At 63.8% G+C, this 24,895-nt stretch carries 20 protein-coding genes; 15 read left to right on the top strand and 5 right to left on the bottom strand.

Features of this window, described 5'->3' with window-relative positions; all coding sequences use genetic code 11:
* Window positions 1–909: 909 nt before the first annotated feature.
* The 7 genes from P0D96_RS44425 to P0D96_RS44395 all read left to right on the top strand — a co-directional run bounded on the left by P0D96_RS44425 (window position 910) and on the right by P0D96_RS44395 (window position 8,558).
* The gene (locus P0D96_RS44425; RefSeq protein WP_408320394.1) at window positions 910–1,428 is read left to right on the top strand and encodes a (2Fe-2S)-binding protein; all 519 of its coding nucleotides are present in this window, start codon (window positions 910–912) and stop codon (window positions 1,426–1,428) included.
* A 10-nt stretch (window positions 1,429–1,438) separates the two neighbouring features.
* Window positions 1,439–3,820, top strand: coding sequence for a xanthine dehydrogenase family protein molybdopterin-binding subunit (locus P0D96_RS44420; RefSeq protein ID WP_408176199.1), 2,382 nt, complete (start codon window positions 1,439–1,441; stop codon window positions 3,818–3,820).
* A gap of 22 nt (window positions 3,821–3,842) precedes the next feature.
* Window positions 3,843–4,640 (top strand): FAD binding domain-containing protein, encoded by a 798-nt coding sequence (locus tag P0D96_RS44415; protein WP_132376369.1) that lies wholly within the window; start codon window positions 3,843–3,845, stop codon window positions 4,638–4,640.
* Window positions 4,641–4,769: 129 nt separating this feature from the next.
* The gene (locus P0D96_RS44410) at window positions 4,770–5,657 is read left to right on the top strand and encodes an AAA family ATPase (RefSeq protein WP_132376370.1); all 888 of its coding nucleotides are present in this window, start codon (window positions 4,770–4,772) and stop codon (window positions 5,655–5,657) included.
* Window positions 5,658–5,662: 5 nt separating this feature from the next.
* A complete protein-coding gene (locus tag P0D96_RS44405; RefSeq protein WP_408320392.1) occupies window positions 5,663–6,976 on the top strand; it encodes a vWA domain-containing protein in 1,314 nt (437 codons plus the stop codon).
* Window positions 6,967–7,563: an SRPBCC family protein gene (locus P0D96_RS44400; protein WP_408320390.1), complete on the top strand. Its 597-nt coding sequence runs from the start codon at window positions 6,967–6,969 to the stop codon at window positions 7,561–7,563. Before P0D96_RS44405 ends, P0D96_RS44400 begins: the two co-directional genes overlap by 10 nt.
* The gene (locus tag P0D96_RS44395) at window positions 7,536–8,558 is read left to right on the top strand and encodes an XdhC family protein (protein WP_408176202.1); all 1,023 of its coding nucleotides are present in this window, start codon (window positions 7,536–7,538) and stop codon (window positions 8,556–8,558) included. The genes P0D96_RS44400 and P0D96_RS44395 overlap by 28 nt, the downstream gene beginning before the upstream one ends.
* 64 nt (window positions 8,559–8,622) lie before the next feature.
* On the opposite strand, the gene P0D96_RS44390 is transcribed toward P0D96_RS44395, so the two are convergent.
* Window positions 8,623–9,363 (bottom strand): PepSY-associated TM helix domain-containing protein, encoded by a 741-nt coding sequence (locus P0D96_RS44390; protein WP_408320388.1) that lies wholly within the window; start codon window positions 9,361–9,363, stop codon window positions 8,623–8,625.
* Between the two features lie 331 nt (window positions 9,364–9,694).
* Here P0D96_RS44390 and P0D96_RS44385 point away from each other — a divergent pair, with 331 nt between their 5' ends.
* A complete protein-coding gene (locus tag P0D96_RS44385; RefSeq protein WP_408320386.1) occupies window positions 9,695–11,596 on the top strand; it encodes a DUF3857 domain-containing transglutaminase family protein in 1,902 nt (633 codons plus the stop codon).
* Between the two features lie 48 nt (window positions 11,597–11,644).
* Here the strand turns inward: P0D96_RS44385 and P0D96_RS44380 are convergent, their stop codons facing one another.
* Both P0D96_RS44380 and P0D96_RS44375 read right to left on the bottom strand, forming a co-directional pair.
* Window positions 11,645–12,673, bottom strand: coding sequence for a serine/threonine protein kinase (locus P0D96_RS44380; protein WP_408320384.1), 1,029 nt, complete (start codon window positions 12,671–12,673; stop codon window positions 11,645–11,647).
* Window positions 12,674–12,777: 104 nt separating this feature from the next.
* A complete protein-coding gene (locus tag P0D96_RS44375) occupies window positions 12,778–12,990 on the bottom strand; it encodes a hypothetical protein (protein ID WP_042327325.1) in 213 nt (70 codons plus the stop codon).
* A gap of 427 nt (window positions 12,991–13,417) precedes the next feature.
* On the opposite strand from P0D96_RS44375, the gene P0D96_RS44370 reads away from it, so the two are divergent.
* The 5 genes from P0D96_RS44370 (at window position 13,418) to P0D96_RS44350 (ending at window position 21,556) form a co-directional block, all read left to right on the top strand.
* Window positions 13,418–16,600, top strand: coding sequence for an efflux RND transporter permease subunit (locus tag P0D96_RS44370; protein ID WP_408320382.1), 3,183 nt, complete (start codon window positions 13,418–13,420; stop codon window positions 16,598–16,600).
* An 88-nt stretch (window positions 16,601–16,688) separates the two neighbouring features.
* Window positions 16,689–18,152 carry an efflux RND transporter periplasmic adaptor subunit gene (locus P0D96_RS44365; RefSeq protein ID WP_408320380.1) on the top strand — a complete coding sequence of 488 codons (1,464 nt, stop codon included), beginning with the start codon at window positions 16,689–16,691 and terminating at the stop codon, window positions 18,150–18,152.
* Window positions 18,149–19,678, top strand: a complete 1,530-nt coding sequence (locus P0D96_RS44360) for an efflux transporter outer membrane subunit (RefSeq protein WP_408320378.1) — start codon at window positions 18,149–18,151, stop codon at window positions 19,676–19,678. Before P0D96_RS44365 ends, P0D96_RS44360 begins: the two co-directional genes overlap by 4 nt.
* A gap of 151 nt (window positions 19,679–19,829) precedes the next feature.
* Window positions 19,830–21,098 carry an MFS transporter gene (locus P0D96_RS44355; protein WP_408320376.1) on the top strand — a complete coding sequence of 423 codons (1,269 nt, stop codon included), beginning with the start codon at window positions 19,830–19,832 and terminating at the stop codon, window positions 21,096–21,098.
* A gap of 272 nt (window positions 21,099–21,370) precedes the next feature.
* The gene (locus P0D96_RS44350; protein ID WP_007179669.1) at window positions 21,371–21,556 is read left to right on the top strand and encodes a hypothetical protein; all 186 of its coding nucleotides are present in this window, start codon (window positions 21,371–21,373) and stop codon (window positions 21,554–21,556) included.
* A gap of 65 nt (window positions 21,557–21,621) precedes the next feature.
* On the opposite strand, the gene mgrA is transcribed toward P0D96_RS44350, so the two are convergent.
* Window positions 21,622–22,665 (bottom strand): L-glyceraldehyde 3-phosphate reductase, encoded by a 1,044-nt coding sequence (gene mgrA, locus P0D96_RS44345; protein WP_408176215.1) that lies wholly within the window; start codon window positions 22,663–22,665, stop codon window positions 21,622–21,624.
* Window positions 22,666–22,880: 215 nt separating this feature from the next.
* Here mgrA and P0D96_RS44340 point away from each other — a divergent pair, with 215 nt between their 5' ends.
* A complete protein-coding gene (locus P0D96_RS44340; protein WP_132376382.1) occupies window positions 22,881–23,087 on the top strand; it encodes a DUF3185 family protein in 207 nt (68 codons plus the stop codon).
* A 74-nt stretch (window positions 23,088–23,161) separates the two neighbouring features.
* On the opposite strand, the gene P0D96_RS44335 is transcribed toward P0D96_RS44340, so the two are convergent.
* Window positions 23,162–23,923 (bottom strand): phytanoyl-CoA dioxygenase family protein, encoded by a 762-nt coding sequence (locus P0D96_RS44335; RefSeq protein ID WP_408284396.1) that lies wholly within the window; start codon window positions 23,921–23,923, stop codon window positions 23,162–23,164.
* Between the two features lie 460 nt (window positions 23,924–24,383).
* Here P0D96_RS44335 and P0D96_RS44330 point away from each other — a divergent pair, with 460 nt between their 5' ends.
* Window positions 24,384–24,749 (top strand): hypothetical protein, encoded by a 366-nt coding sequence (locus P0D96_RS44330; protein WP_132376385.1) that lies wholly within the window; start codon window positions 24,384–24,386, stop codon window positions 24,747–24,749.
* Window positions 24,750–24,895: the final 146 nt, after the last annotated feature.

The following is a 24,895-nucleotide window of genomic DNA, read 5'->3' as shown; positions in this document are numbered from 1 at the left end:
CACCTACTTTCTTTGCCGCCGCAAAGAAAGTAGGCAAAGAAAGCGGCTTCACACCGCTAATTCTTAAGCGGGTCCCCCGCACAGTCGCGGTAGTGGTGCATCTGGAATCCGTGTTCTCGCACATTACCCGTCAGTGACAAAGCGCTCATTCTTCCGGCGGCGCTCCGCGCGCCGTCGCGGTAGTTCATCCAACAGCGGTTGTCTCGCGGGTCGATACTTCTCAAAACGCTGCCCGTCTTTCGCGCCAGCAACACTCGTCGAATCGCTACCCGTCTCTCGCGCCAGAAGCACTCGTCGAATCACGGCCGTCTCTTGCGCCGGTGGCACTTCTCAAACCACCGGCCGTCTCGCCAGCGGCACGTCTGAAACCACGGGCCTTCCCTTGCGCCCGTAGCGCTTCTTTAACCACGGCCATTTCGGCGCCTCGCCGAGGCGAAGCCGACGGCTCCCGCAGCGCACAAACGAATCCGCTGGTTTCATGCGGACCGTTCCGGCGAGCACGCAGTGCGAGGCGGGAAGCATGACTGCCTTGTCACGCACGTCGAATGTGCGAGGGCACGGATTCCAGATGCACCACTGCCTCCTCCGAGCCAGGGGAGCCGCTTATAAGCTGGCGGTGTGAAGCGGCTTTCTTTGCCTACTTTCTTTGCCGCGGCAAAGAAAGTAGGTGCCGCCCCGCACAGGGGCAACGCCAACAGACCACCATGAACTCAAGGAAAGGCCAACACCCCCAAAGCGCCCCGCGCAAAAAAAACCCCTCATAGCGCCCCAGCCCAATTTGTGCTTTACTTTTCAGCAGCCGTATAAAGAAAGAAAACCCCGCAGCACCCGCATCGGACCCCACGAAACAGGCAACAGAAGAAAGACCAAGCAAAAAGGTCCGGTCTCACCCCATAAGGAGACAACTTCATGGCGATCAGCATCAGTCTGACGGTGAACGGCGCGCCCATCAGCGCCTCAATCGACCCTGGCACTCTGCTTGTCCAGTTCCTTCGAGATCAACTGCGCCTCACCGGCACACACGTCGGCTGCGACACAGCCCAATGCGGCGCATGCACGGTCCACCTGAACGGACGCGCGATCAAATCCTGCAACATCCTCGCGGTGCAAGCGGAAGGCGCGGACATCACCACCATCGAAGGGCTCGCGAAAGACGGCGCATTACATCCCATGCAGACAGCCTTCAAACACTGCCACGGCCTGCAGTGCGGCTTCTGCACCCCCGGCATGGTGATGAGCGCGGTCTCGCTGGTCCAGCGCCAACCGGATCTCACCGGCGAAAACGTGCGCGCCCAACTCGACGGCAATCTGTGCCGCTGTACGGGCTATCACAACATCGTCAAAGCAGTGCTCGAAGGCGCCGAAGGCATGAAGTCCGCCGGCACGGCCAACGCCGCCACGAATGCCAACGCACCGGCCACCGCCTGAGGAGCCGACGATGAACGCACCCGACACTCACCTGATTGGCGCTTCCGTCGAACGCAAGGAAGACTATCGGTTCCTGACCGGCAACGGCCAGTACACGGACGACATCGTCCTGCCCCAGCAAACCTACGCGGTGTTCCTGCGCTCGCCCCACGCGCACGCGAAGATCAACAGCATCGACACCGCCGCGGCCAAACAGTCGCCCGGCGTGGTCGCGATCTTCACCGGCGCGGACATGGCCGCTGACAACGTCGGCGGCCTGCCGTGCGGCTGGCTGATTCACAGCACCGACGGCAAGCCGATGAACGAGCCGCCGCATCCGATCATCGCGCATACGAAAGTGCGTCACGTCGGCGATCAGGTCGCGCTCGTCATCGCCGATTCGATCAAGGCCGCCAAGGACGCCGCCGAATTGATCGAAGTCGATTACGACGTGCTGCCGGCCGTGGTCGACACCGCGCATGCAGCCGACGCCGGCCAGCCCGCCGTGCACGACGAAGTGCCGGACAACATCTGCTACAACTGGGGCCACGGCGACAAAGCCGCCACCGACGCCGCCTTCGCCAAAGCCGCGCACGTCACCACGCTCGACATCGTCAATAACCGCCTGATCCCGAACGCAATCGAACCGCGCGCGGTCAACGCGAGCTACTCCGTGCAGGACGAGAGCTACACGCTCTACGTCGCGAATCAGAATCCGCACGTGGAGCGCCTGCTGATGGCCGCGTTCGTGCTGTCGCTGCCGGAATCGAAACTGCGCGTGATCGCGCCGGACGTCGGCGGCGGCTTCGGATCGAAGATCTTCCTATATGCGGAAGACGTCGCGCTGACCTGGGCGTCGAAGAAAATCCGCCGTCCGGTCAAGTGGACGGCCGAGCGCTCGGAAGCGTTCGTCTCGGACGCGCACGGCCGCGATCACGTGACCAAGGCCGAACTGGCCATGGACGCGGACGGCAAGTTCCTCGGCATGCGCATCCACACGACCGCCAACATGGGCGCGTATCTGTCCACGTTCGCGTCGAGCGTGCCGACCATTCTGTATGCCACGCTGCTCGCCGGTCAGTACGCCACACCCGCGATCTATGCGGAAGTGAAAGCGGTCTTCACCAACACCGTTCCCGTCGATGCCTATCGCGGCGCGGGCCGCCCCGAAGCGACGTACGTGGTGGAGCGGCTGGTGGAAACCGCCGCGCGCGACATGAAGCTCGATCCGGCGGAGATTCGTCGCCGCAATTTCATCCGCGAGTTTCCGTACGCGACACCGGTCGGCCTCACCTACGACACCGGCGATTACGAGACCATCCTCGCCCGCTCGCTCGAACTCGCGGACGTCAAAGGCTTCGCGGCGCGCAAACAGGAATCCGAAAAGAACGGCAAACTGCGCGGCCTTGGCTACTCGTGCTACATCGAGGCGTGCGGTCTCGCGCCGTCGAATATCGCGGGTGCGTTGGGCGCGCGGGCCGGCCTGTTCGAAGTCGGCCAGATTCGCGTGCATCCCACCGGATCGGTCACTGTGTTCACCGGTTCGCATAGTCACGGCCAGGGACACGAGACGACCTTTGCGCAAGTGGTGGCCGACCGGCTCGGCATCGCACTGGAAAGCGTCGAGATCGTCCACGGCGACACCGGCCGCATTCCATTCGGTATGGGCACGTATGGCTCGCGCTCGATCGCGGTCGGCGGCTCGGCGATCATGAAGGCGCTCGACAAGATCGAAACCAAGGCGAAAAAGATCGCCGCGCACCTGCTCGAAGCCGCGGCGGAAGACATCGAGTTCAAGGACGGCGTGTTCCGCGTCGCGGGCACCGATCGCACCAAAGCATTCGCCGACATCTCACTCGCAGCCTACGTGCCGCACAACTACCCGCTCGACGTGCTCGAACCGGGCCTCGAAGAAAGCGCGTTCTACGATCCGACCAACTTCACCTATCCTTCCGGCGCGTACATCTGCGAAATCGAAGTCGATCCGGAGACAGGCGTGTGCCGGATCCAGCAGTTCACCGCGGTCGACGATTTCGGCAACGTGATCAATCCGATGATCGTCGAAGGACAGGTGCATGGCGGGCTCGCTCAGGGCATCGGCCAGGCGATGCTGGAGCGCTGCGTGTACGACAACGAGAGCGGCCAACTGCTGTCGGGCTCGTACATGGACTACGCGATGCCGCATGCGTCCGATCTGCCGAACTTCACCGTCGAAACCGTGAAGGGCACGCCGTGCACGCACAATCCGCTCGGCGTGAAAGGCTGCGGCGAAGCGGGCGCGATCGGCTCGCCGCCGGCGGTGATCAACGCGATCCTCGACGCGCTCGCGCCGCTCGGCGTGACCGACCTGCAAATGCCGGCGACGCCGCATCGCGTGTGGTCCGCGATTCACGCTGCCAAGCAACCCCATTGAGATCCTGAGCGGAGCATTCGACATGTATTCATTCGAGTATCAACGCGCGACGGACCCCAAAGCGGCCGCCGCCATTCTCACCGCCGACAGCGACGCCAAGTTTCTGGCCGGCGGCCAAAGCCTATTGCCCACCATGCGGTTGCGTCTCGCCCAGCCGTCGCAACTGATCGACGTGACGCGCATTCCCGCGCTCAAGGCGATCACCGTCGACGCAAAAACGGTGACGATCGGCGCCGCCGTGTGCCATGCCGACGTGGCGGATCACGCGGAACTGCGGCGCGTCTCGCCGGGGCTCGCGGATCTCGCCGCGCACATCGGCGATCGTCAGGTGCGCGCGCTCGGCACGATAGGCGGCTCGCTCGCCAACAACGACCCGGCCGCGTGTTATCCGGCGGCGGCCGTGGGGTTGGACGCGACCATCGTCACGGACCGGCGGCGCATCGCGTCGAGCGACTTCTTCGTCGGCATGTATGAGACGGCGTTGGCGCCCGACGAGCTAATCGTCGCCGTGGAGTTTCCCGTGCCCGAGCGCGCGGCGTACGAGAAATTCCGCAATCCCGCTTCGCACTTTGCGTTGGTCGGCGTGTTCGTCGCGAAGTTCGCGGGCGGTGTGCGCGTCGCGGTGACGGGCGCGGCGTCGTCGGTGTTTCGTGTGCCGGAACTGGAAAGCGCGCTGTCGGCGAACTTCACGCCCGAGGCAGCACGTGGGGTGACGGTGTCGGCTGCCGACCTGAACACCGACATGCACGCGAGCGCCGAATACCGCGCGCACCTGATTCCGGTGCTGGCCGCGCGCGCGGTGACGAAGGCGAACACTTAGCTTTTCCTTGCCGTTCGTGGCTGGTGTGCCTTGTGCCTCGGCACAGGACACACCAGCCGCATTTGCTCATGTGCGTTAAGGCCGCTTTGCTTCATTGGCGTCGCTCCATTGCGCAGATTCAGGAACACCATGCAGCCCGCTTCAATCGACGACACCCTCGCTCAACTCGCCGCCCAAAGCTATTTCGCCAGCCGCGAGCTGGCGACCGCGCTGTATCTCGCGCTGCGCATGGAGCGGCCGTTGTTCGTCGAAGGCGAGCCTGGCGTCGGCAAGACGGAACTCGCCAAGGCCGCAGCGGGCATGCTCGGCACCTCGATGTTGCGCCTGCAATGCTATGAAGGTCTCGACACGGCCAGCGCGCTTTACGAATGGGACTATCCGCGGCAGATCATGGCGCTGCGGCTTGCCGAAGCCGCGGGCGAACGTCCCGATAACGACACCTTGTATCGCGGCGAATTCCTGCTGAAGCGTCCGTTGCTGCAAGCGCTGATGCCGGACGAAAATCATCCGGGCGCGCGGCGCGTGTTGCTGATCGACGAGATCGACCGCGCCGATGAACCGTTCGAGGCGTTTCTGCTGGAACTGCTTTCGGACTTCCAGGTATCGATTCCCGAATACGGCACGGTCCGCGCAGTGCAACCGCCGCTCGTCGTGATGACCTCGAACCGGACGCGCGAAGTGCACGACGCCTTGAAGCGCCGGTGCCTGTATCAATGGATCGGCTATCCGGAGCGCGATCGCGAGTTGGAGATCGTCGCCGCTCGCGCACCGCAAACGTCAGCGGAATTGCAGCGGCGCGCGGTCGATTTCGTGCACCGGCTGCGCGGCATGGATCTGTTCAAGGCGCCCGGCATAGCCGAGACGATCGATTGGTGCCGCGCGTTGGAGGCGTTGTCGGTGACGGAGCTCGACCCGCAATCGGTGCACAACACGCTTGGCGTGCTGCTCAAGTATCAGGACGATCTGGCGCGCATCGATGCCGCGCAAATCGCGCAGTGTCTCGCCGCGCCTGGATAGCCAGCATGACGAATTCAATCGACACGGGCAACGACGACGCTTCAGGCCATCGCATTGGCTTGCCCGGCAGCGCGTCCGGCGAGCCCGCCTCACCGCTCGACGACACGCCCACGCTCGCCCGCAACGTCGTCCATTTCGTGCGCGTGCTACGGGGCGCCGGTTTGCCGATGTCGCCCGCGCAAGCCGTCGATGCGCTCGCCGCGCTGCACTGGATCGATCTGGGCCGGCGCGACGACGTGCGCGCCGCCCTCGCCGCGTCGCTGGTGTCGGCGCCCGACGAGCGCGACCTGTTCAACGCCGCGTTCGATTTGTTCTGGCGCGATCCCGATTGGGAAGGCAAGCTGCGCGCGCTGCTCCTGCCGAAAGTCCGTGACGGCCTGCCGCCACCCAAACGCAATAACCGTCTCGCCGATGCACTGGCCGTGCGTGCGCCGAAATCACCGCATGGCAAAGCGCCGCAGGAAACCGAGCAACACGAACTGCATGCGCACGTCACCTTCAGTGCGGAAGAGCGGTTACGTCACCGCGATTTCGACACGCTTTCCGCCGATGAATGGCGCACCCTGCGTCATCTGATTCGCGGCCAGCGTCTGCCGCTCGCCACGGAACCGACGCGTCGTCTGAAAGCCGCCTCGCACGGCACGCATGCGGACTTGCGCGCGAGCGCCCGGCACGCGGTGCGCGCGGGCGGCGACTGGACGGTGTGGAAGTATCGCGCGGTGGTCGAACGCAAGCCGCCGCTGGTATTGCTGCTCGACATCTCCGGTTCGATGAGCAGCTATTCGCGCGCGGTGCTGTATTTCTGCCACGCGCTGTTGCAATCGCGTGAACGCTTGCAAGTGTTTCTGTTCGGCACGCGGCTCACCAACGCGACGCGCGCGCTGCGCGAGCGCGATCCCGATGTGGCGATCGCGACGCTCACCGAGCAGGTGGTGGACTGGTCGGGCGGCACGCGGATCGGCGCCGCGCTCGCCGAATTCAACCGCCGGTGGGCGCGGCGCGTGCTGACCGGGCGGGCGACGGTGCTGCTCGTCACCGACGGCCTCGATCATGAGGCGATCGATGTGCTCGATACCGAGATGGCCCGCCTGCACCGCTTCGCACACCGCATCGTCTGGCTCAACCCGCTGCTTCGTTTCAGCGGCTTTTCTCCGAAAGCGCGCGGCGTGCAGGCGATCCTGCCGTATGTCGACGCGCATCGTCCAGTTCATAATCTAGACAGCCTGACGGCGTTCGGCCGCGACCTCGCGCAACTTACGCGCGCGCCTCGTCGCAGTGCCGGCGTCACAGGTACCGCAGGAGCGACATCATGGAATTGACTGAAACCCATACGCTGCCCGTTTCGCAGCAGCGCACATGGGACGCGCTGAACGACACTGAGGTTCTGCGCGCCTGCATTCCGGGCTGCGAAAGCATCGACCCGGACGGCGAAAATGCCTACTTGGTGGCGCTGAGCGCCGCAGTCGGCCCGGTCAAGGCGCGCTTCAAGGGCCGCATGCAACTCACCGACATCGACGCGCCGAACTCGTACAGCATCGTATTCGAAGGCCAGGGCGGCGCCGCGGGCTTCGCCAAGGGCAACGCGCACGTCTCGCTCGAAGCCGACGGAGAGGCCGCCACGAAGCTCAGCTACACGGCGAGCGCACAGGTCGGCGGCAAGCTCGCGCAGATCGGCTCGCGGCTCGTCGACGGCGCGGCGCGTAAAATCGCAGGCGAATTCTTCAAGCGCTTCGGCGCCCAGGTAGGCGGCGACAGCGAGGGCGCGGCGGCCCCGGACGCCGGTGAGAATGCAGCCGATGACGCGGTGCCGCACAATACAGCATCGAATGAGGCCGCGGACGGCGAGTCCGGCGGCGACGCAACGAAAAGGAAGAAATCATGGACAGCGTGGATCTCGAAGTCCTGAAGTCCAGCGCACGCTGGCTGGAAGAAGGACATCGCGCGCTACTGGTGACGGTGGTGAAGACGTGGGGCTCGTCGCCGCGTCCCGAGGGCGCGATGCTCGCGGTGCGCGACGATGGACTCGTGGTGGGCTCGGTATCGGGCGGCTGCATCGAAGACGATCTGATCGACCGCGTGCGGCAACGCGGTATCGAGCAGACGCGGCCGGAAGCGGTCAAGTACGGCATCACGGCCGAGGAAGCGCATCGCTTCGGGCTGCCGTGCGGCGGCACGATCCAGTTGGTGCTCGAACCGCTGACGCCGCAAAGCGGCATTGCCGAACTGTGCAACGCGGTGGAGAACGGACGCCTCGTGGCTCGCGAAGTGAATATGTCGACGGGCGCGACGCAGCTCGAAGACGCGCAGGCAACCGACGGCGTGCATTTCGACGGCGAACGTCTGCTGACGATTCATGGTCCGCGTTACCGCATGCTGGTGATCGGCGCGGGGCAGTTGTCGCGCTATCTGTGCCATATCGCGGTGGGGCTCGATTATCAGGTCACCGTGTGCGATCCGCGCGAGGAGTACACCGAGGAATGGAATATTCCCGGCACGAAGATCGTGCGGACCATGCCCGACGACACCGTGATCGAGATGAAACTCGACGAGCGCTGCGCGGTGATCGCGCTGACGCACGACCCGAAGCTCGACGATCTCGCGCTGATGGAAGCGTTGAAGACGCCGGCGTTTTATGTCGGCGCGTTGGGTTCGCGAAGGAATAATCAGGCGCGGCGCGAACGTCTCAAGGAGTTCGATCTGAACGATACCGAGTTGGCCCGCTTGCATGGACCGGTCGGGATTTATATCGGCAGCCGCACGCCGCCTGAAATCGCGGTGTCGATTCTCGCCGAGGTGACGGCGGCCAAGAACGGCGTTTCGCTGCCGACCTTGCTTCAGGTCGAAGGCGCCAAGGCCGCGCGGGAGATCGCGGCTTCCGGCGGGACGGCTTGCAGCGTTTGAAGCGAATCTTGCCGGCGCACGGCGCTTTTCCTAACCGCCGCTGCGCACAATAGCGCAGCGCGGCTTACATCAAACCGCACACCACCGCGGCGATCACCGATCCGCCCACGAGCACAGCGCCCACCACGCGGCGCTTGTTCAACTCGGTCCACAACAGGACGCCGGTCAGCGAAAGCAGAATCATGCTGCCGGCGATCGTATCGATCAGCAACACCCAGCCGACGCTCAGGCCCACGCCTTTGTGCAGGTTGTTCATGGTCGCGAGAAACGAGTTGTGCGTGCGTTTCACCGCGACGAAACCGTTGCCCACCCAATACTCAGCCTGCACGTTCTGCGACGGCCCCGTGATGCCGACTTGCCAGAACTCCGGCTGCATCGTGCTGCGATCGCCCCACGCCACCGGATGCGCCGGCTCGCGCTTCATCCTGCCCGGCTTGCCGTCGATCTTCAATTCGCTCTTGAGCCACTTCGCCATGTCCATCGGCGAATGCAGCTGCTGTTGCGGCACGGGAATCTGCATTTCCTCGACCTGCGGCTCGCCCGACGACACCTTCAACGGACCGGCGCGGTGATTCAGCAGAAAACCGGTCGCGCCGAACATCAGGCCGAGCACCGCGCCCCACAGGCCGACCCATCCATGCACCTTGCGCAGCCACTTGATGAAGTTCGCGCGCCGCGAACGCCGACGCCGCGCCGCCTGCTCAGCGTCGTCCATCAGATGATGGCCGCGCTCCAGTTTATGGGCAACGTATTGCGTGCCGTGACCAGCGGCGGGTTTCATCTCGATCGAGTCAGGCGCGTTCAAATCCGGGCTCCAGGCGCAGCAAGTTGATCAATCGCGGGCACACGGCGACAAAGCGCGCGTTCACCCGCCATTGATCAAGGAAGGGTTCGAAACGGAGGTGCCGGACGACCCGGCTTGCGGTCCAGGCCATCCGGCTGAGAGGCTGGCTGGCAGTCACAGAGGAGGAGAATGTGACAGAGAGCTGGCGATGCCTTTCAAATGATAATGGCTATCATTACACAATTAAGCGGTTTGCTCAATCCGAACGCGCGGCAGCCGCTTGACATCTACGCGGCGCAAACCGACTCTAACTGACGATCCCGTCAACGTTATGTTCGGATACCAGCCTGCCATGCGCCTCTCTTTCCTGGTCTGTCTTGCCTCTTTCGGCTGGCTTGCCGGCATCCACGGTGCGGTGGCGGGCGTCCCGGCCAGACTGGACGATCCCTATACGAACGAAGGCGAGACCCAGACCTTCACCGTCAGCGCCGACGGCTCCTTCTCGAAGCTCGATTCGATGACGCTGCACGTGAACAACGAAGCCGGCGTCGCGCGGGTCGCGCAGCAATACGTCTGGTTCAACCGCAACATGGCGGACGTGCAGATTCTCGAGGCCTACACGACCACCGGCGATGGCGTGCGTCACGACGTGCAGCCGGAGCAGATCCGCGACGTCCAGGAAGCTCGTTCGTTCGACGCGCCGATGTTCCAGGACATCCAGGAAAAGGTGATCGTGTTCCCCGCCGTGGAGCCGGGCGCGCGCGTGCACCTCACCTATCGCAAGACGCAGAAGCAGCCGATCGTGCCGGGCGAATTCAGCGACTTCACGCCGCCCGATCTCGCGCCGACGCACAACTTCCGCCTGATCTACGATCTGCCCGCCGACAAGCCGCTTTATGCCGACGCGCGCGGCTTCACCGCTCTGCAACCCGTGACGCGCGACGGCCGCACGCGTTACGAATATCGCTACGACAAGGCTCATTTCAGTCGCCTCGAACGTGGTTCCGTTGCCTACGTGTCGTATGGCGACCGGTTGATGGTCTCGACCTTCCCCGACTACGCCGCGTTCGCCGGGACCTACCGCGAATCCGCGGCGGACCCGAGCGCGCACGACGCCACCATCACGCGTCTTGCACAACAGCTCACCGCGCACGACCGCACGCCGCGCGACAAGGCCAAGACGCTGTACGACTGGGTGCGCCGCAATGTGCGCTACGTGGCGATCAATGTCGGACGCGGCGCGGTGGTGCCGCACAGCGCGAGCGCGGTGCTCGCGAACCGTTATGGCGATTGCAAGGATCACGTCGCGCTTTACGGCGCGCTACTCGACGCGGCCGGCGTGCGCAACGAGCCGGCGTTGATCAGCAGCGGCACGATCTACACGCTGCCGAGCGTGCCGGGCTACGGCGTGATCAATCACATCATCACGTGGCTGCCGGATTTGCAGCAATACGCGGACTCGACCGCGTCGAATGTCGAATTCGGTTTTCTGCCATCGTCCGATATGAACCGGCCGACCGTGCTCGTCGGCGAGGGTGTGCTCTCGCGCACGCCCGCCACGGCGTTCATGACGCGTAACACCGATCTGTCGATCAAGGTCGAACCGGACGGCTCGGCGAGTTTCACGTATCGGCTGGAAGCGGTCGGCGCCTCCGCCGAACAGGCGCGCGCGATGTTGCGCACGCAGACGCCCGCGCAACGCGAGGAGTCGATTCAGGCCGAGTTGCGCAGCGCCAACCTGCGCGGCACCGCTATGCTCACCACCAACGACCTCAACGTCGCCGACGGCCCGCTCGTCATCAACATGAAAGGGACACTGGAAAGTCTCGTGGTGCCAGGCGCGGCGGCCTCGATTCCGGCGTTGACGAGTCTGGCCGGCGGCTTCGAAGCGGATACGCGTTACTGGCTCGGCGAGCGCCAGCGCACGCAGCCGTTCGTCTGCCACAACCTGGCGTTGCACGAACGCGCGCGTATCGAGTTGCCCGCCAATTTCCGCGTGCTCGACATGCCGGAGGCGAAACGAACCCAGGATCGCTTCGTCGATTTCCAGTCGCAGTACGCGTTCGATCCGCTCAGCAACGTCGTCACGATGACGCGCGATGGCGCCACGCATTTCGATAGCGACGTCTGCACGCCCGACGACTTCGCGCAGATGCGTCCCGCGATCGAAGCAATCGGGCGCGACGTCCGTGCGGAAGTGATCGTCAGATCGACGCTGGTGGAGTCGTCGAGCGTTGCTTCGCAGGCGCCGTGAGCGCCCGCGTCGGATAGAGAGTGCATGCCTTCATCAACCGGGATGCACTCAAACGGGCCAGAGCGGCCCTTCCTGCATCGCGCCGAGCTGCTCGCGCAACTCGAGGATGCGGTCTTCCCAATAACGCTGCGTGTTGAACCACGGAAACGCCGCGGGGAAGGCCGGATCGTCCCAGCGGCGCGCAAGCCACGCCTGATAGTGAATCAACCGCAGCGTGCGCAGCGCTTCGACCAGATAGAGTTCGCGCGGCTCGAAGTCGCAGAAGTCTTCGTAGCCGGCGAGCAGATCCGCCAACGCGCGCGACGCTTCGACACGTTCGCCCGGCAGCAGCAGCCACAAATCCTGCACGGCCGGTCCCATGCGGCTGTCGTCGAAGTCGACGAAATGCGGCCCAGCGTCGGTCCACAACACATTGCTCGGATGGCAGTCGCCATGCATGCGCAGCATACGGATGTCGCCGGCCCGTTCGAACGCACGCTCCACGCCTTCGAGCGCGAGGTTCACCACGGTTTCCCACGCGGTGCGCAAGTCGTCCGGCACGAAACGGTGCGCAAGCAGAAAGTCGCGCGGCTCGTAGCCGAAGGTGTGGGTGTCGAGCGTGGGACGTTCGGCGTAGTTCTGCGTCTGGCCAACCGCATGAATTCGGCCGATGAAACGCCCGAGCCATTCGAGCGTGTCGCGCCGGTCGAGATCCGGCGCGCGGCCGCCGCGACGTTCGAAGATGGAAAAGCGGAAGCCATCGAAGGTATGCAGCGTGCGGCCATCGAGCTCGCGCGCAGGCACCGCCGGAATCTCGCGCGCGGCGAGATCGGCAACGAAAGCATGTTCTTCAAGGATGGCGGCGTCGCTCCAGCGCTCAGGACGGTAGAACTTTGCGACCACGGGCGGGCCGTCTTCCACGCCCACCTGGTACACGCGGTTCTCGTAGCTGTTAAGCGGCAGCATGCGGCCGTCGGTGCGCACGCCGACTGTGCTGAGCGCGCTGTCGAGCGCGTCGAGCACGATTTCCGGCTTGAGCCGGGCGAAAGGCACAGCGCTATTTGCGCTGTCCTGTGGATCGAGGATGTCGTCGTTCATGCCCGCATTGTGCGCCGCGCCGCCGTCAAAGACGAGGGCGAAGGCTCACAACGCGGAACCACCCGCGGCTTACAACTTGCACACGGCTTGTACTCAAACTGCCTTCAATGCATCTGCGCGCTTGACGGTCGCACTTGCTCGCCCGTATCGATCAGGTCTTCAAGGAAAAAGGGTTCAGTATTCAGGTGCGGCGATGCGCCGGGCTCCCCGGCATACCACGCCACCATGGCCATGTCGCCGAGAATGCGCATGACGATCCCGCGCGCGCCTTGCGGCACGGCGATATGCACCGATCGGACAATGGAACCGATTTGCATGATGTTTCCCCGTTTCTCCCATAGCCGGCTTTATGATTTCACGCCGGTCAAGGTGATGATAAAAGCGTCGCTCCGCCGATAACGTTGCGTACGCACCCAATCTGCTGCGCGTGATACGCGTGAGAGGTTCGAGTCATTGTTCCCGTTTTGCGGGGCCGAGGAAAGCGCGAACTCAAGGCTCTTTACCCCTTGTTTCGCCCTATTCCCATTACGGCGCGCTGGACCGATGATTCGGGGCGTAACGCGTCGCAACGAGACCATCATAAACCCTGCTGGGGTGAGATATCAAAAACGTGCACCAACTAGACCATTTGCTCGATCCGACCGCCGCGCCGGCCTGCCCGCACCGCTGCGGCGCGCGTCCCGCCCGCCGCGTCCGCCATGTAGATGGCGCCGCACTGCGCGGCTTTGAGCGGCAGAACTAGTCATGTGGATCGTTCGTCTCGCGCTGCGGCGCCCGTATACGTTCGTCGTCCTGGCCCTGCTATTGCTGATCGTCGGACCTTTGACGATCCTGCGCACGCCCACCGACATCTTCCCGAATATCGACATTCCAGTGCTCTCGGTGATCTGGTCGTATAACGGCCTGCCCGCCGACGAGATGGAAAAACGCATCGTGCTCAACTACGAGCGCGGGCTCTCGACTGCGGTCAACGATATCGAGCACACCGAGTCGACCTCGCTGAACGGCATCGCGGTGGTCAAGATTTTTTTCCAGCCGCACGCCAATATCGATGAAGCGCTCGCCGAGGTCACCGCGCTGTCACAAACGCAATTGCGCTCGCTGCCGCCCGGCATCACGCCGCCGAATATCCTGCGCTACAACGCCTCGACGGTGCCGATCCTGCGGCTCGCGCTGTCGTCCGCCTCGCTCACCGAGCAGGAGCTATTCGACTTCGGCAACAACTTCCTGAAGACGCAGCTCGCCACCGTGCCCGGCGCGTCCGCGCCGCTGCCGTACGGCGGCAAGCAGCGGCAGATCATGGTCGATATCGATTCGCGCAAACTGCAGGAGCGCAATCTTTCGCCGATGGACGTGGTCAATGCGGTCACCGCACAAAATCTGATCCTACCCTCGGGTACCGCGAAAATCGGCTCGACCGAATACTCGGTGCAAATGAACGGCAGTCCGGATTCGCTGGCAGGCCTGAACAATATTCCGATCAAATCCACCGCCAACGGCACCGTCTATATCCGCGACGTCGCTCATGTGCGCGACGGTTTCCAGCCGCAGACCAATATCGTGCGCGTGAATGGCCAGCGCGCGGCGCTCCTCACCATCAACAAGAGCGGCAACACATCCACGCTCGAAATCGTCGACCGCATCAAGAAGATGATGCCGACGCTGCGCAATCTCGTGCCTGCCTCGCTGAATATCGACCCCGTCGCCGACCAGTCGCTGTTCGTGCGTGCTTCCGTGCAAGGCGTGCTGCGCGAGGCGCTGATCGCGGCATGCCTGACCGGTCTGATGATTCTGCTGTTTCTCGGCAACTGGCGCGCCACGCTGATCATCGCGGTGTCGATTCCACTGTCGATGATCACGTCGATCATCGCGCTCTCCCTGCTCGGCGAAACCATCAACATCATGACGCTCGGCGGGCTCGCGCTCGCAGTCGGCATTCTGGTGGACGACGCGACCGTGGCGATTGAAAACATCAGCCATCAACTCGAACAAGGCAAGACGCTCGAGCAGGCGATTCTCGACGGCGCGCATCAGATTGCCATTCCGACGCTGGTGTCGACCTTGTCCATCTGCATCGTCTTCGTGCCGATGTTTCTGCTGACGGGCGTCGCGCACTATCTGTTCATCCCGCTCGCCGAAGCGGTGGTGTTCGCGATGCTGGCGTCCTACTTCTTCTCGCGAACGCTCGTGCCGACGCTCGCGAAATACCTGCTGCGTTATCACCATAAGCCGGCGGATCTGCATCACGCGCCGGCGCAAACACGCAATCCGTTCATGCGCGTGCACTACGCATTCGAAGGCGGCTTCTCGCGTTTGCGCGACCGCTATCGCGCGTTTCTCGAAGCGCGCGTCGCGCGGCCCGGTCTGTTCGTGACGCTGTTTCTGGTCTGCTGTGGCGCGTCGATGCTGCTGATGCCGTTTCTCGGCCGCGATTTTTTCCCAGCGGTCGACGCCGGCACGATCGCGCTGCATCTGCGCGCGAAAACCGGCATGCGAGTGGAGGAAACGGCGGTAGTGACCGATCGTGTGGATACGCGGATCCGTCAGTTGATACCGCCCGGTGAGCTGCATTCGATCATCGACAACATCGGCTTGCCGGTCTCGGGCATCAACCTCTCGTACAGCAACACTGGGACGATCGGCACCTCGGATGCGGACGTGCTGATCACGCTCAATCCCGATCACCATCCGAGCGCCGACTACGTGCGCACGCTGCGGCGCACGCTCACCGACGAATTCCCCGGTGTACAGTTCGCCTTCCTGCCCGCGGATATCGTCAGTCAAACGCTCAACTTCGGCATGCCGTCGCCGATCGACATTCAGATCGTCGGCCGTGACGTGGCCGGCAATCGCGTGTTCGCCGCGAACTTGCTGAACCGTCTGCGCACGGTGCCCGGTCTCGTCGATGCACGCATCCAGCAGCCCGCGGATTTGCCGCGCATCTTTATCGACGTGGATCGCACGCGTGCGCAGCAAGCCGGCTTCTCGCAACGCGACATCGCGAGCAATCTGCTGATCACGCTGTCCGGCAGCCAGCAAACCACGCCGACGTTCTGGCTCAATCCGCGCAACGGCGTGAGCTACAACGTGATCACGGAAGCGCCGCAATACACGATCGACTCGTTGCAATCGCTCGCCAACATTCCGCTGAACGCGAATGGCCGCAGCAATATTCTCGGCTCGCTCGCCAGCATGAGGCGCGAAGCGGGCAACGCGACGCTCACGCACTACAACGCGCAGACCACGATCGATATTTTCGGCACCGCCGACGGCCGCGATCTCGGGGGCGTGTCCGACGACATCCGCAAGATCATCGACGACGCCAAGGCCGATCTGCCCAAAAGCTCGACCATCGAAGTGCGCGGCCAGGTGCAGACCATGAACGATTCGTTCTCGGGCCTATTCGCGGGTCTCGTGTTCGCGATTCTGCTGGTGTATCTGCTGATCGTGGTGAATTTCCAGTCGTGGCTCGATCCGTTCATTATCATCACCGCACTGCCCGGCGCGCTCGCAGGCATCGTGTGGATGCTGTTTCTCACGCACACCACGCTGTCGATTCCCGCGCTCACAGGCGCGATCATGTGTATCGGCATCGCCACCGCCAACTCGATTCTCGTGATCAGCTTCGCACGCGAGCAGCTGCTCGAACACGGCGACGCCACGCGCGCGGCGATCGAAGCGGGCTTCACGCGTTTTCGTCCGGTGCTGATGACGGCGCTCGCGATGGTGATCGGCATGGTGCCGATGGCGATCGGTCTCGGCGAAGGCGGCGAGCAGAATGCACCGCTCGGGCGCGCGGTGATCGGCGGCCTGACGATCGGCACGCTGGCCACATTGATTTTCGTGCCGGTGGTGTTTTCGATGATCTACCGGCGACTCGCGGCACGTCGCTTGCGCGCGGCTGAACACGTGGTGGGCAAGCCGTGATGCAGAGCGCTTTGGTTATCGTGCCGGCAACAGCAGGCAGCACAAGAGGCAGCTTCGACTGCCCATGCATCTTGACAGGGGAAGTTTGATGGAAGGACAACGTCCAGACGGTTCCGGCACTGCGCGCGATCCGGCAAAGGCAAAGCGCGCACGCTGGATCGGCATTGCGGTTGCCGTAGCCGTCATCGCGCTGGCGGCACAAGGTATCTGGTCGCGCCACGATGCACACGCGGCGCTCGAACGCGATGCCGAGCATGCGAGCCAGACGAGCGTCGAAGTCGTGCGGCCGCAGAAGTCAACGGTCGGACTCGATCTCGTGCTGCCCGGCAATGTGCAGGCTTTTCTCGATACGCCGATCTACGCGCGCACCAACGGCTATCTGAAGAAGTGGTACGCCGACATCGGCGCGCACGTGAAAAACGGCCAGTTGCTCGCGGAGATCGATACGCCGGAAGTCGACGATCAACTGCGCGCCGCCCGTGCCGATCTCGCGAACGCCAACGCCAACTATGCGCTCGCGAAAAGCACCGCCGACCGCTGGACCGACATGCTGAAAAGCAAATCCGTCTCGAAGCAGGAAACCGACGAGAAGGTCGGCGACATGCTCGCGAAGAAAGCCACGCTCGACGCCACGCGTTTTAACGTGGCGCGGCTCGAGAAGACGCAGTCGTTCCAGAAGGTGTATGCGCCGTTCGACGGCATCGTGACGGCGCGCAATGTCGATGTCGGTGCGCTGATCGACGCGGGCAGTTCCGGCGGCCCAGCGAAGGAGCTGTTTCATGTCGCGCAGGCGGATCGGCTGCGCGTTTATGTGAATGTGCCGCAGGCTTACGCGCAGCAGGTTCGCGCGCAGCAGAACGCGTTTCTCACGCTGACGGAGACGCCGGCGAAACATTATCCGGGCACCGTGGCGCGCACCGCGGGCGCCGTCGATCCGCAACAACGCACGATGCTGGTCGAAGTCGATGTCGATAACCGCAATGGCGATTTGCTACCGGGTGCGTATGCGCAAGTGCACTTCGCGTTGGGCACGGGTGCGGCGCCGTTCACGTTACCGGGCAATGCGCTGCTGTTCCGTCCGGACGGTGTGAAAGTCGCGACCGTCGACGCGCAACACAAAGTGAAGCTCGTGCCGGTGTCGTTGGGAACGGACTTCGGCACGCGCGTAGCGATCGTGTCCGGCCTGCAAGGCGAAGAGGAGGTGATCCTGAATCCACAGGACTCGATCGTCGATGGCGCACCGGTGCGGATCGTGGCGGCGAAAGCGGGTGAGGCAACGGGTGCTTCTGGCGCGGCGGCTGGTGGTGAAGGGGCAGCGGGCGCGTCTGGCGCAGCGGCGAGCGGTGAACGGGGAACGGGCGCGTCTGGCGCAGCGGCAAAGGGCGAAGCGGCGGCGGGCGCATCCGCCGCGGTCGCGAGTGGTGGCGCGGCAGGGAGCGCGTCCGGCGCAGTGAAGAGCGGTGACGGAGCGGCAGATTCCTCCAGCGCGATAGCCTCAAGCTCCGAGACTGCGCACGTCGCCTCATTGCTGTTCGCGAGGGCATCGTCATGAACGCGCCGGCATCTCGTCGCCGTTTCGCCGCCCCACCGCTGCGACACGTCTCGCTGCGCGCGTCCGCTTTGGCGCTAGCAAGCGTATGCGCACTCACCGCATGCACCGTCGGCCCCGACTATGTGAAGCCGTCCGCCACCACCACCGCAACCTACAAGGAACTCGAAGGCACCGGCTGGAAACCCGCGCAACCCGCCGACACGCTCACACGCGGCGCGTGGTGGAGCATCTATGCAGACCCGTCGCTCGACGCGCTCGAACAACAGGTCGCGAGCGCGAACCAGAACGTGCAGGCCGCCGAAGCACGCTTTCGCGCCGCCCGCGCAACCGTGGCGCAATATCGCTCGAGCTTCTTCCCGGTCGTCACCGCGACCGGCGCCTATTCACGCGCGCGTTCGTCGGAAAACGTGCTGCACAAATCGACCGCCGGCCTCACGCTGAACGACTACCTCGTGCAAGCCGACGCGTCGTGGGAACCCGATCTGTGGGGCCGCGTGTCGCGCAGTGTCGAAGGCGCGAAAGCCGAAGCGCAGGCCAGCGCCGCCGATGCACAAGCCGTACTCCTGTCGATGCAGGCCGAACTCGCCACCGACTACTTCGAGCTGCGCGGGCTCGATCAGGAGCGCCAACTGCTCGACGACACGATCGAAGCCTACAAGCAAGCCCTTGATCTGACGCAGCACCGCTACGCCGGCGGCATCGCCACGGACGCCGATGTCGCGCAGGCGCAGACGCAACTGAAGACCACCCAGGCGCAAGCACTCGACCTCGGCGTGCAGCGCGCGCAACTCGAACACGCGATCGCGATACTGACCGGCCAGCCGCCTTCCACGTTTTCCCTGCCGGTTGCGCCGCTCGCTGCGGTGCCGGTCGTGGCGGCGGCGGGCGTGCCGTCCGCGTTGCTCGAACGCCGCCCAGACATCGCGGCGGCGGAACGGCACGTCGCCGATATGAATGCGCAGATCGGCGTGGCGACGGCGGCGTTTTTTCCGAACCTCATTTTGTCGGTGACGGGCGGCCTCGAAGCCACCAACTACAGTCAATGGTTGCTGGCGCCGAGCCGGCTGTGGTCGCTGGGGCCGACGCTGGCGGGCACGCTGCTCGACTTCGGCGGACGCGCTTCCGTGAAGGAACAGGCCCGCGCGCACTACGACGAAAGCGTCGCGCAATACCGGCAGACCGTGCTGAGCGCCTTCGGCCAGGTCGAGGACAATCTCGCCGCCCTGCGCGTGCTCGAACAGGAAGCGACCGCGCAGGACGATGCGGTGACCGCCGCGCAACGTGCGCTGGCAGTCGTATCGAATCGCTATAAGAACGGCGCGATCACGTATCTCGACGTGGTGGTCGCGCAAACCACTGCGCTCACCAACGAGCGCGACGCCGTGTCCATCGCGCGGCGGCGGATGGCCGCGAGCGTCGCGTTGATCAAGGCGCTGGGCGGTGGCTGGGACGCGTCCGCGCTGCCGACGGATGAGCAGATCGTGCATCCTTCCGCGCCCGCTAGCGATGCCGCGACGCGCGGGTAGTCATCGTTCTTGGATGCCGCGAAGAGGGCGCAGGACGTGCCGGCAGATCGCGTCGTCGTGGCGGCCAACTGCGCTCCGCACCGCCTCGCGCGCCCTTTTCAGCGTATCCTTAACTCCTTTGTGTCCTTTGCATCCCTGAGGAGATTTTTTCGTGACCCCGCCGCCGGACTCCCACCGGACTGCTACTTCGGCTGCTCCTGCTTCGACCGCTTCCGCCGTGCCCGACATCCCATACCTCGAACGCGGCACGCGCGCGTACTGGCGCGCCAGCATCGCGTTGCTGTTCGCCGGTTACGCGACGTTCTCGCTGCTCTATTGCGTGCAGCCCTTGCTGCCGTCTTTTTCGACGGCGTTTAACGTGACGCCGGCACAAAGCAGCCTGTCGCTCTCGTTGACCACGGCCGCGCTCGCGCTTGCGGTGTTCGTCGCCGGCTTCGTTTCGGAAGGCTGGAGCCGTCACAAGCTGATGACGCTATCGCTCACCCTTTCCGCGCTGCTGACCATCGGTGTGTCGATCGCGCCGCAGTGGCACCAACTGCTCGTGCTGCGCACGCTCGAAGGTCTCGCGCTCGGCGGCGTGCCCGCCGTCGCGATGGCCTATCTCGCGGAAGAAGTGCATCCCGACGGGCTCGGCCTCGCGATGGGACTCTATGTCGGCGGCACGGCGATTGGCGGGATGGCCGGACGCGTGATCACCGGCGTCGTCGCGGATCTGTTTTCGTGGCGTGTCGCGATCGGCACGATCGGCGTGCTCGGCATTCTGTCGATGCTCGCGTTTCGCGCGCTGCTGCCACCGTCACGCCATTTCGTACCGCGGCGCGGACTCGGCTTTACGCATCACCGCACTGCCCTGCTCAAGCAATTCACGCGACCCGGACTGTCGCTGCTGTTTCTGCTCGGCTTCGTGCTAATGGGCAGCTTCGTCACGCTGTACAACTACATCGGCTACCGGTTGCTCGCGCCGCCTTATCAATTGAATCAGACGGAGATCGGCGCGATCTTCGTCGTGTATCTGACAGGCGTAGTCGCCTCGCCGTGGTCGGGGCGCATGGCCGATAACTTTGGCCGCGCTCGCGTGCTCACCGCCAGCTTGCTGTTGATGGTGCTCGGTCTCGCGCTCACCATGTTGCAGCCGCTGGCGGCGATCGCGGCCGGCATCGCGTGCGTGACGTTCGGCTTCTTCGCCGGACATTCGGTGGCGAGCAGCTGGGTCGGACGTCTCGCCAAGGATGCCAAAGGTCAGGCCGCCGCGCTGTATCTGCTCGCGTATTACATCGGTTCGAGCGTGGTCGGCTCGTACGGCGGTCACGTGTGGGCCGGTTTCGGATGGAACGGTGTCGCGGGACTGGTGGGCGTGCTGCTCATCATCGGACTGGTTGCAACGATGCGCTTGCGCGGACGTGAGCAACCTCGCATCTGATGCTCGCGCGACGACCCAACGCGCATTGAATGACGCTAAAACGTAAGGCCGACGTAAACGAACGCGACATTTTTTGCGTCGCATTTGCTGCGTCGCGGCAATCGCGGCGGCCCTTGCCGCACCGGGTTCAGCGGCTTGCGAATAGCCGCTGCAGCGCCGCAAAGCGCCGTCATATCGACTTCACTTGTCTCCTATACTCAAATCGAGCGTGGGCGGTGCATGACTCCATAAATCGAGCCGCCGCCTTCGCCGGAATACATATGGAGACAAGAATGACGACCTACTTCACGATCGGCGATTTCATCCTGGTCATTCCGATGGCGTTGGCCGGGGCTTTGTTTGTCGGTGCGCTTCCCTGCAAGACGGAATTCCGGCACAACGCGTTGCGCGTGCTTGGCGCGCTGATCGGCGTAGTGTTCGCGGTCGTGCTGGTCGAAGGTTTGCCGGCGCTCGTCTAAAAGAAAAAAGCCGCCCCGTGGGCGGCTTTTCTATTGCTGCGGCGTGAAGGACCAAGGCGCGGGGATCAGATCGCCTGATCCGTGGACGGCTTTTCCCACAGGTTGATGCCACCTTCGGTCGCGTAGCGGTCGATCTCGGCCAGTTCGTCCTTCGAGAACGCGAGATTCTTCAGTGCACCGACGTTCTCGCGCACCTGCTCCGCACGGCTTGCGCCGATCAGCACGGACGTCACGCGCGGATCGCGCAGCGCCCAGGCGAGCGCCATCTGCGCCAGGCTCTGGCCGCGACGTTGCGCGATGTCGTTGAGCTTGCGCACGTGTTCGATGTTTTGCGCGCTCAAATGCTCCTGCTTCAACGATCCACCGCCCGGCTTGTTGACGCGCGCGTCTTCCGGCACGCCGTTCAGGTATTTGCCGGTGAGCAGACCCTGAGCGAGCGGCGTGAACGCGATGGCGCCGGCACCGACCTTCTCGAGCGTATCCAGCAACTCGTGTTCGATCCAGCGATTGAGCATGTTGTACGCGGGCTGATGAATCAGCAGCGGCACCTTGTACCCGGCGAGCAGCTTCGCCATTTCGAGCGTTTTGGTTGCCGAGTACGACGAAATCCCGATGTACAGCGCCTTGCCCTGCTGCACGGCGCTCGCCAACGCGCCCGCGGTTTCTTCGAGCGGCGTATCGGCATCGAAACGATGCGAATAGAAAATATCGACGTAGTCGAGGCCCATGCGTTGCAGGCTCTGATCGAGACTCGCGAGCACGTATTTGCGCGAACCGCCGCCTTGACCGTACGGACCCGGCCACATGTCCCAACCGGCCTTCGACGAAATCAGCAGCTCATCGCGATACGGCTTGAAGTCGTCCTTGAAAAGCCGGCCGAAATTGGTTTCGGCGCTGCCGTACGGCGGCCCGTAGTTGTTGGCGAGGTCGAAGTGCGTGATACCCAGGTCGAAGGCCGTGCGCAAGATGTCGCGCTGCGTGGAGATCGGCGTGGTGTCGCCGAAGTTGTGCCACAGTCCGAGCGACAGCGCCGGCAGTTTGAGACCCGACTTGCCGCAGACGCGGTACTGCATATCCGAATAGCGTTCTGAAGCTGCTTCGTAAGCCATTGCTAGTGTCCTTGATGGTGAAGGCGCCCGACCAGTGCGGGCATGGGCAATTGCATGCTGCGGGAGGCGTGCTGCTGTATTTTTGTAGGAGGGGGTGCGGCCAGACCGCTATGGTAGCGAATCGACGCGATGCATGCAGACACCCAGTATGCGGGATGGACGATCGCCTGCGGCTCCCCTACACTTTGCCCGACTCAAGCTCATGGGAGAGGTAGATGACGAAGGCGATTTCCATCGCGTTGATTGTCGGCGGTGTCGTGCTGCTGTATTTCGGCGGGCAGGCGTTCAATTCGGTGAGTAGCGACGTCTCGCGCGTCTTTACCGGTTCACCGACCAACAAGGCGATCATGCTGATCGTGGGCGGCGTCGTGGCCACGATCGCCGGATTGACGGGAATGGCTTTGTCGGGACGCAAGCGCTAACGGCGTGCGCGAGCGCGCGGCGCTTCGGATTTTCAGCGTGTGAAGCCGATGCGCCGCCGCGAGAGATCGAAAACCTAGAACGCCACTTCGGGCTTCGCAGCCGAACGGGTGCCAGGCAACGGCACGTTGCTCGCGCCGTGATAGGTGTACACCAGCGAAAACTTCACCTGATCGCTGATGTTCTTGCCGGCCGAATGCAGCGTATTGCAGTGAAAGAACACCACGTCGCCGGCCTTCAGTTCAGGCGACACCGCCGTGCGAATCCATTCCTGATTTTCTTCCAGATCGGAGCGGAAGAATTTGGACTGATCGAACCGGTCGGAGGTGAACGCGGCGCTGTGCGACTTCGGAACCAGCCACAGCGCGCCGTTATCCACCGTCTCCGCGCCGACTGCAAGCCACACCGAAACCAGATCGTCCCGCTCGAACGACCAATACCGCACGTCGCGATGCCAGCCGGTCAAGCTGCCGTACGCCGGATGCTTGGTCATCATGCAGTTATGGTGTGCGCGTGACAGACGCGGCTCCTCGCCGAAATACAGTTCCATCCAGCCGCGAATTTCCGGCGCGGTCGCCCACTGCGCGAAACTCGGATGACGTCCATACGCATCCAGCAGCCGCCGCACCGTATGGCCGCCGGGCGCCTGTTTGGAGCTCGGTGCGCCGGGATACTGCAGATCCGCTTCGAACTCGATCGGCGCGGCTGCTTCCTGCAACTGACGCTGCGCAATCTGCTTCAATTCATCGCAACGCTCGGGCGACACCAATCCGGGCACCACGACAAAACCCTGCTCCCGCAACGTCTGAATCTGCTCTTTCTTGGAATGAAGTGACATGGTGTTCCGTTACTGTCGACAAGCTGATGCCCGATTGTAAAACGGGCGCGATCGCACAGTGTGCTGTTTCACCGCCGCAAAACCGCAGCTTACGCACTGCTTTCATGCGCCGTGCTCGATTTCATGGCACTTCAAACGGGCAAGCACGCACAAAAATCGACCGCAAAGGGCGCGACCCCGTAGCCGCAAATCGCGATCTACCCCGTAAAAACCCGTATTTGCAGGGTAAAAACGGACTTTATGACGTCACGAATCGCGTGTAACCTGCGTTGCATGTTGATCGTCACTCCCGCACTTTCGCGCCGCGCACAGGCCACCAAGGCCGACCCCGCTGTACTCCGTGCATTTTTCAGTCGAATTCCAGGCTTTCGCGCCGTCCATCGCGACACCGCCATTGGCACATTTGGTGCTCTTCATGGCGCACATTCCGTCGCGCGACACGTTGCCTACTTGTGAAGCCATGCATACTCTCCTGAGCACCCGTCTTACCCGCGCCGCACTGAAAGCGGCGCGTCCCGCGCGCCGCCATGTCGTGCGCGCGCTGCGCCATCACGCCACCCGCACCCGCGCGCTGGGCGAACAATGGCGCGATGCCAAAGCCGTCGACGGCATTCGCACCTGGTTCAACACGTTCTTCTCCGCCTTGCGTCTGCAAGGCAGCTCGCGCCGTTTTTCGCTGCGCACGCTGCTGCGCAAACCGACGCCGCTGCGCCTCACCGCGCAACGCGCACCCGTCGCCGTGCCACAGAACACGAGCCGCCGCCCGCGTCGGATGTCGACGAATGGCAGCACCGGCTGGTTCGCGTTCGCGTTTGCGAGCCGTTAAGGCGAGTACAGAACACGCTGCTCGACCCGCGCGGTTCCACGCACTACGCGCTGACGATGCGAAAGCCCATCGCGGCCGGTGAAGCCGCGGGTCGATTGCGCAGCAAAGCGACCGCCGCAAATTAAAAAACCCTGCTGGCTCACGCC

The sequence above is a fragment of the Paraburkholderia sp. RL17-347-BIC-D genome (assembly GCF_046027915.1).
Lineage (GTDB): Bacteria > Pseudomonadota > Gammaproteobacteria > Burkholderiales > Burkholderiaceae > Paraburkholderia.
This window is presented reverse-complemented; position numbering and strand designations above follow the sequence as displayed.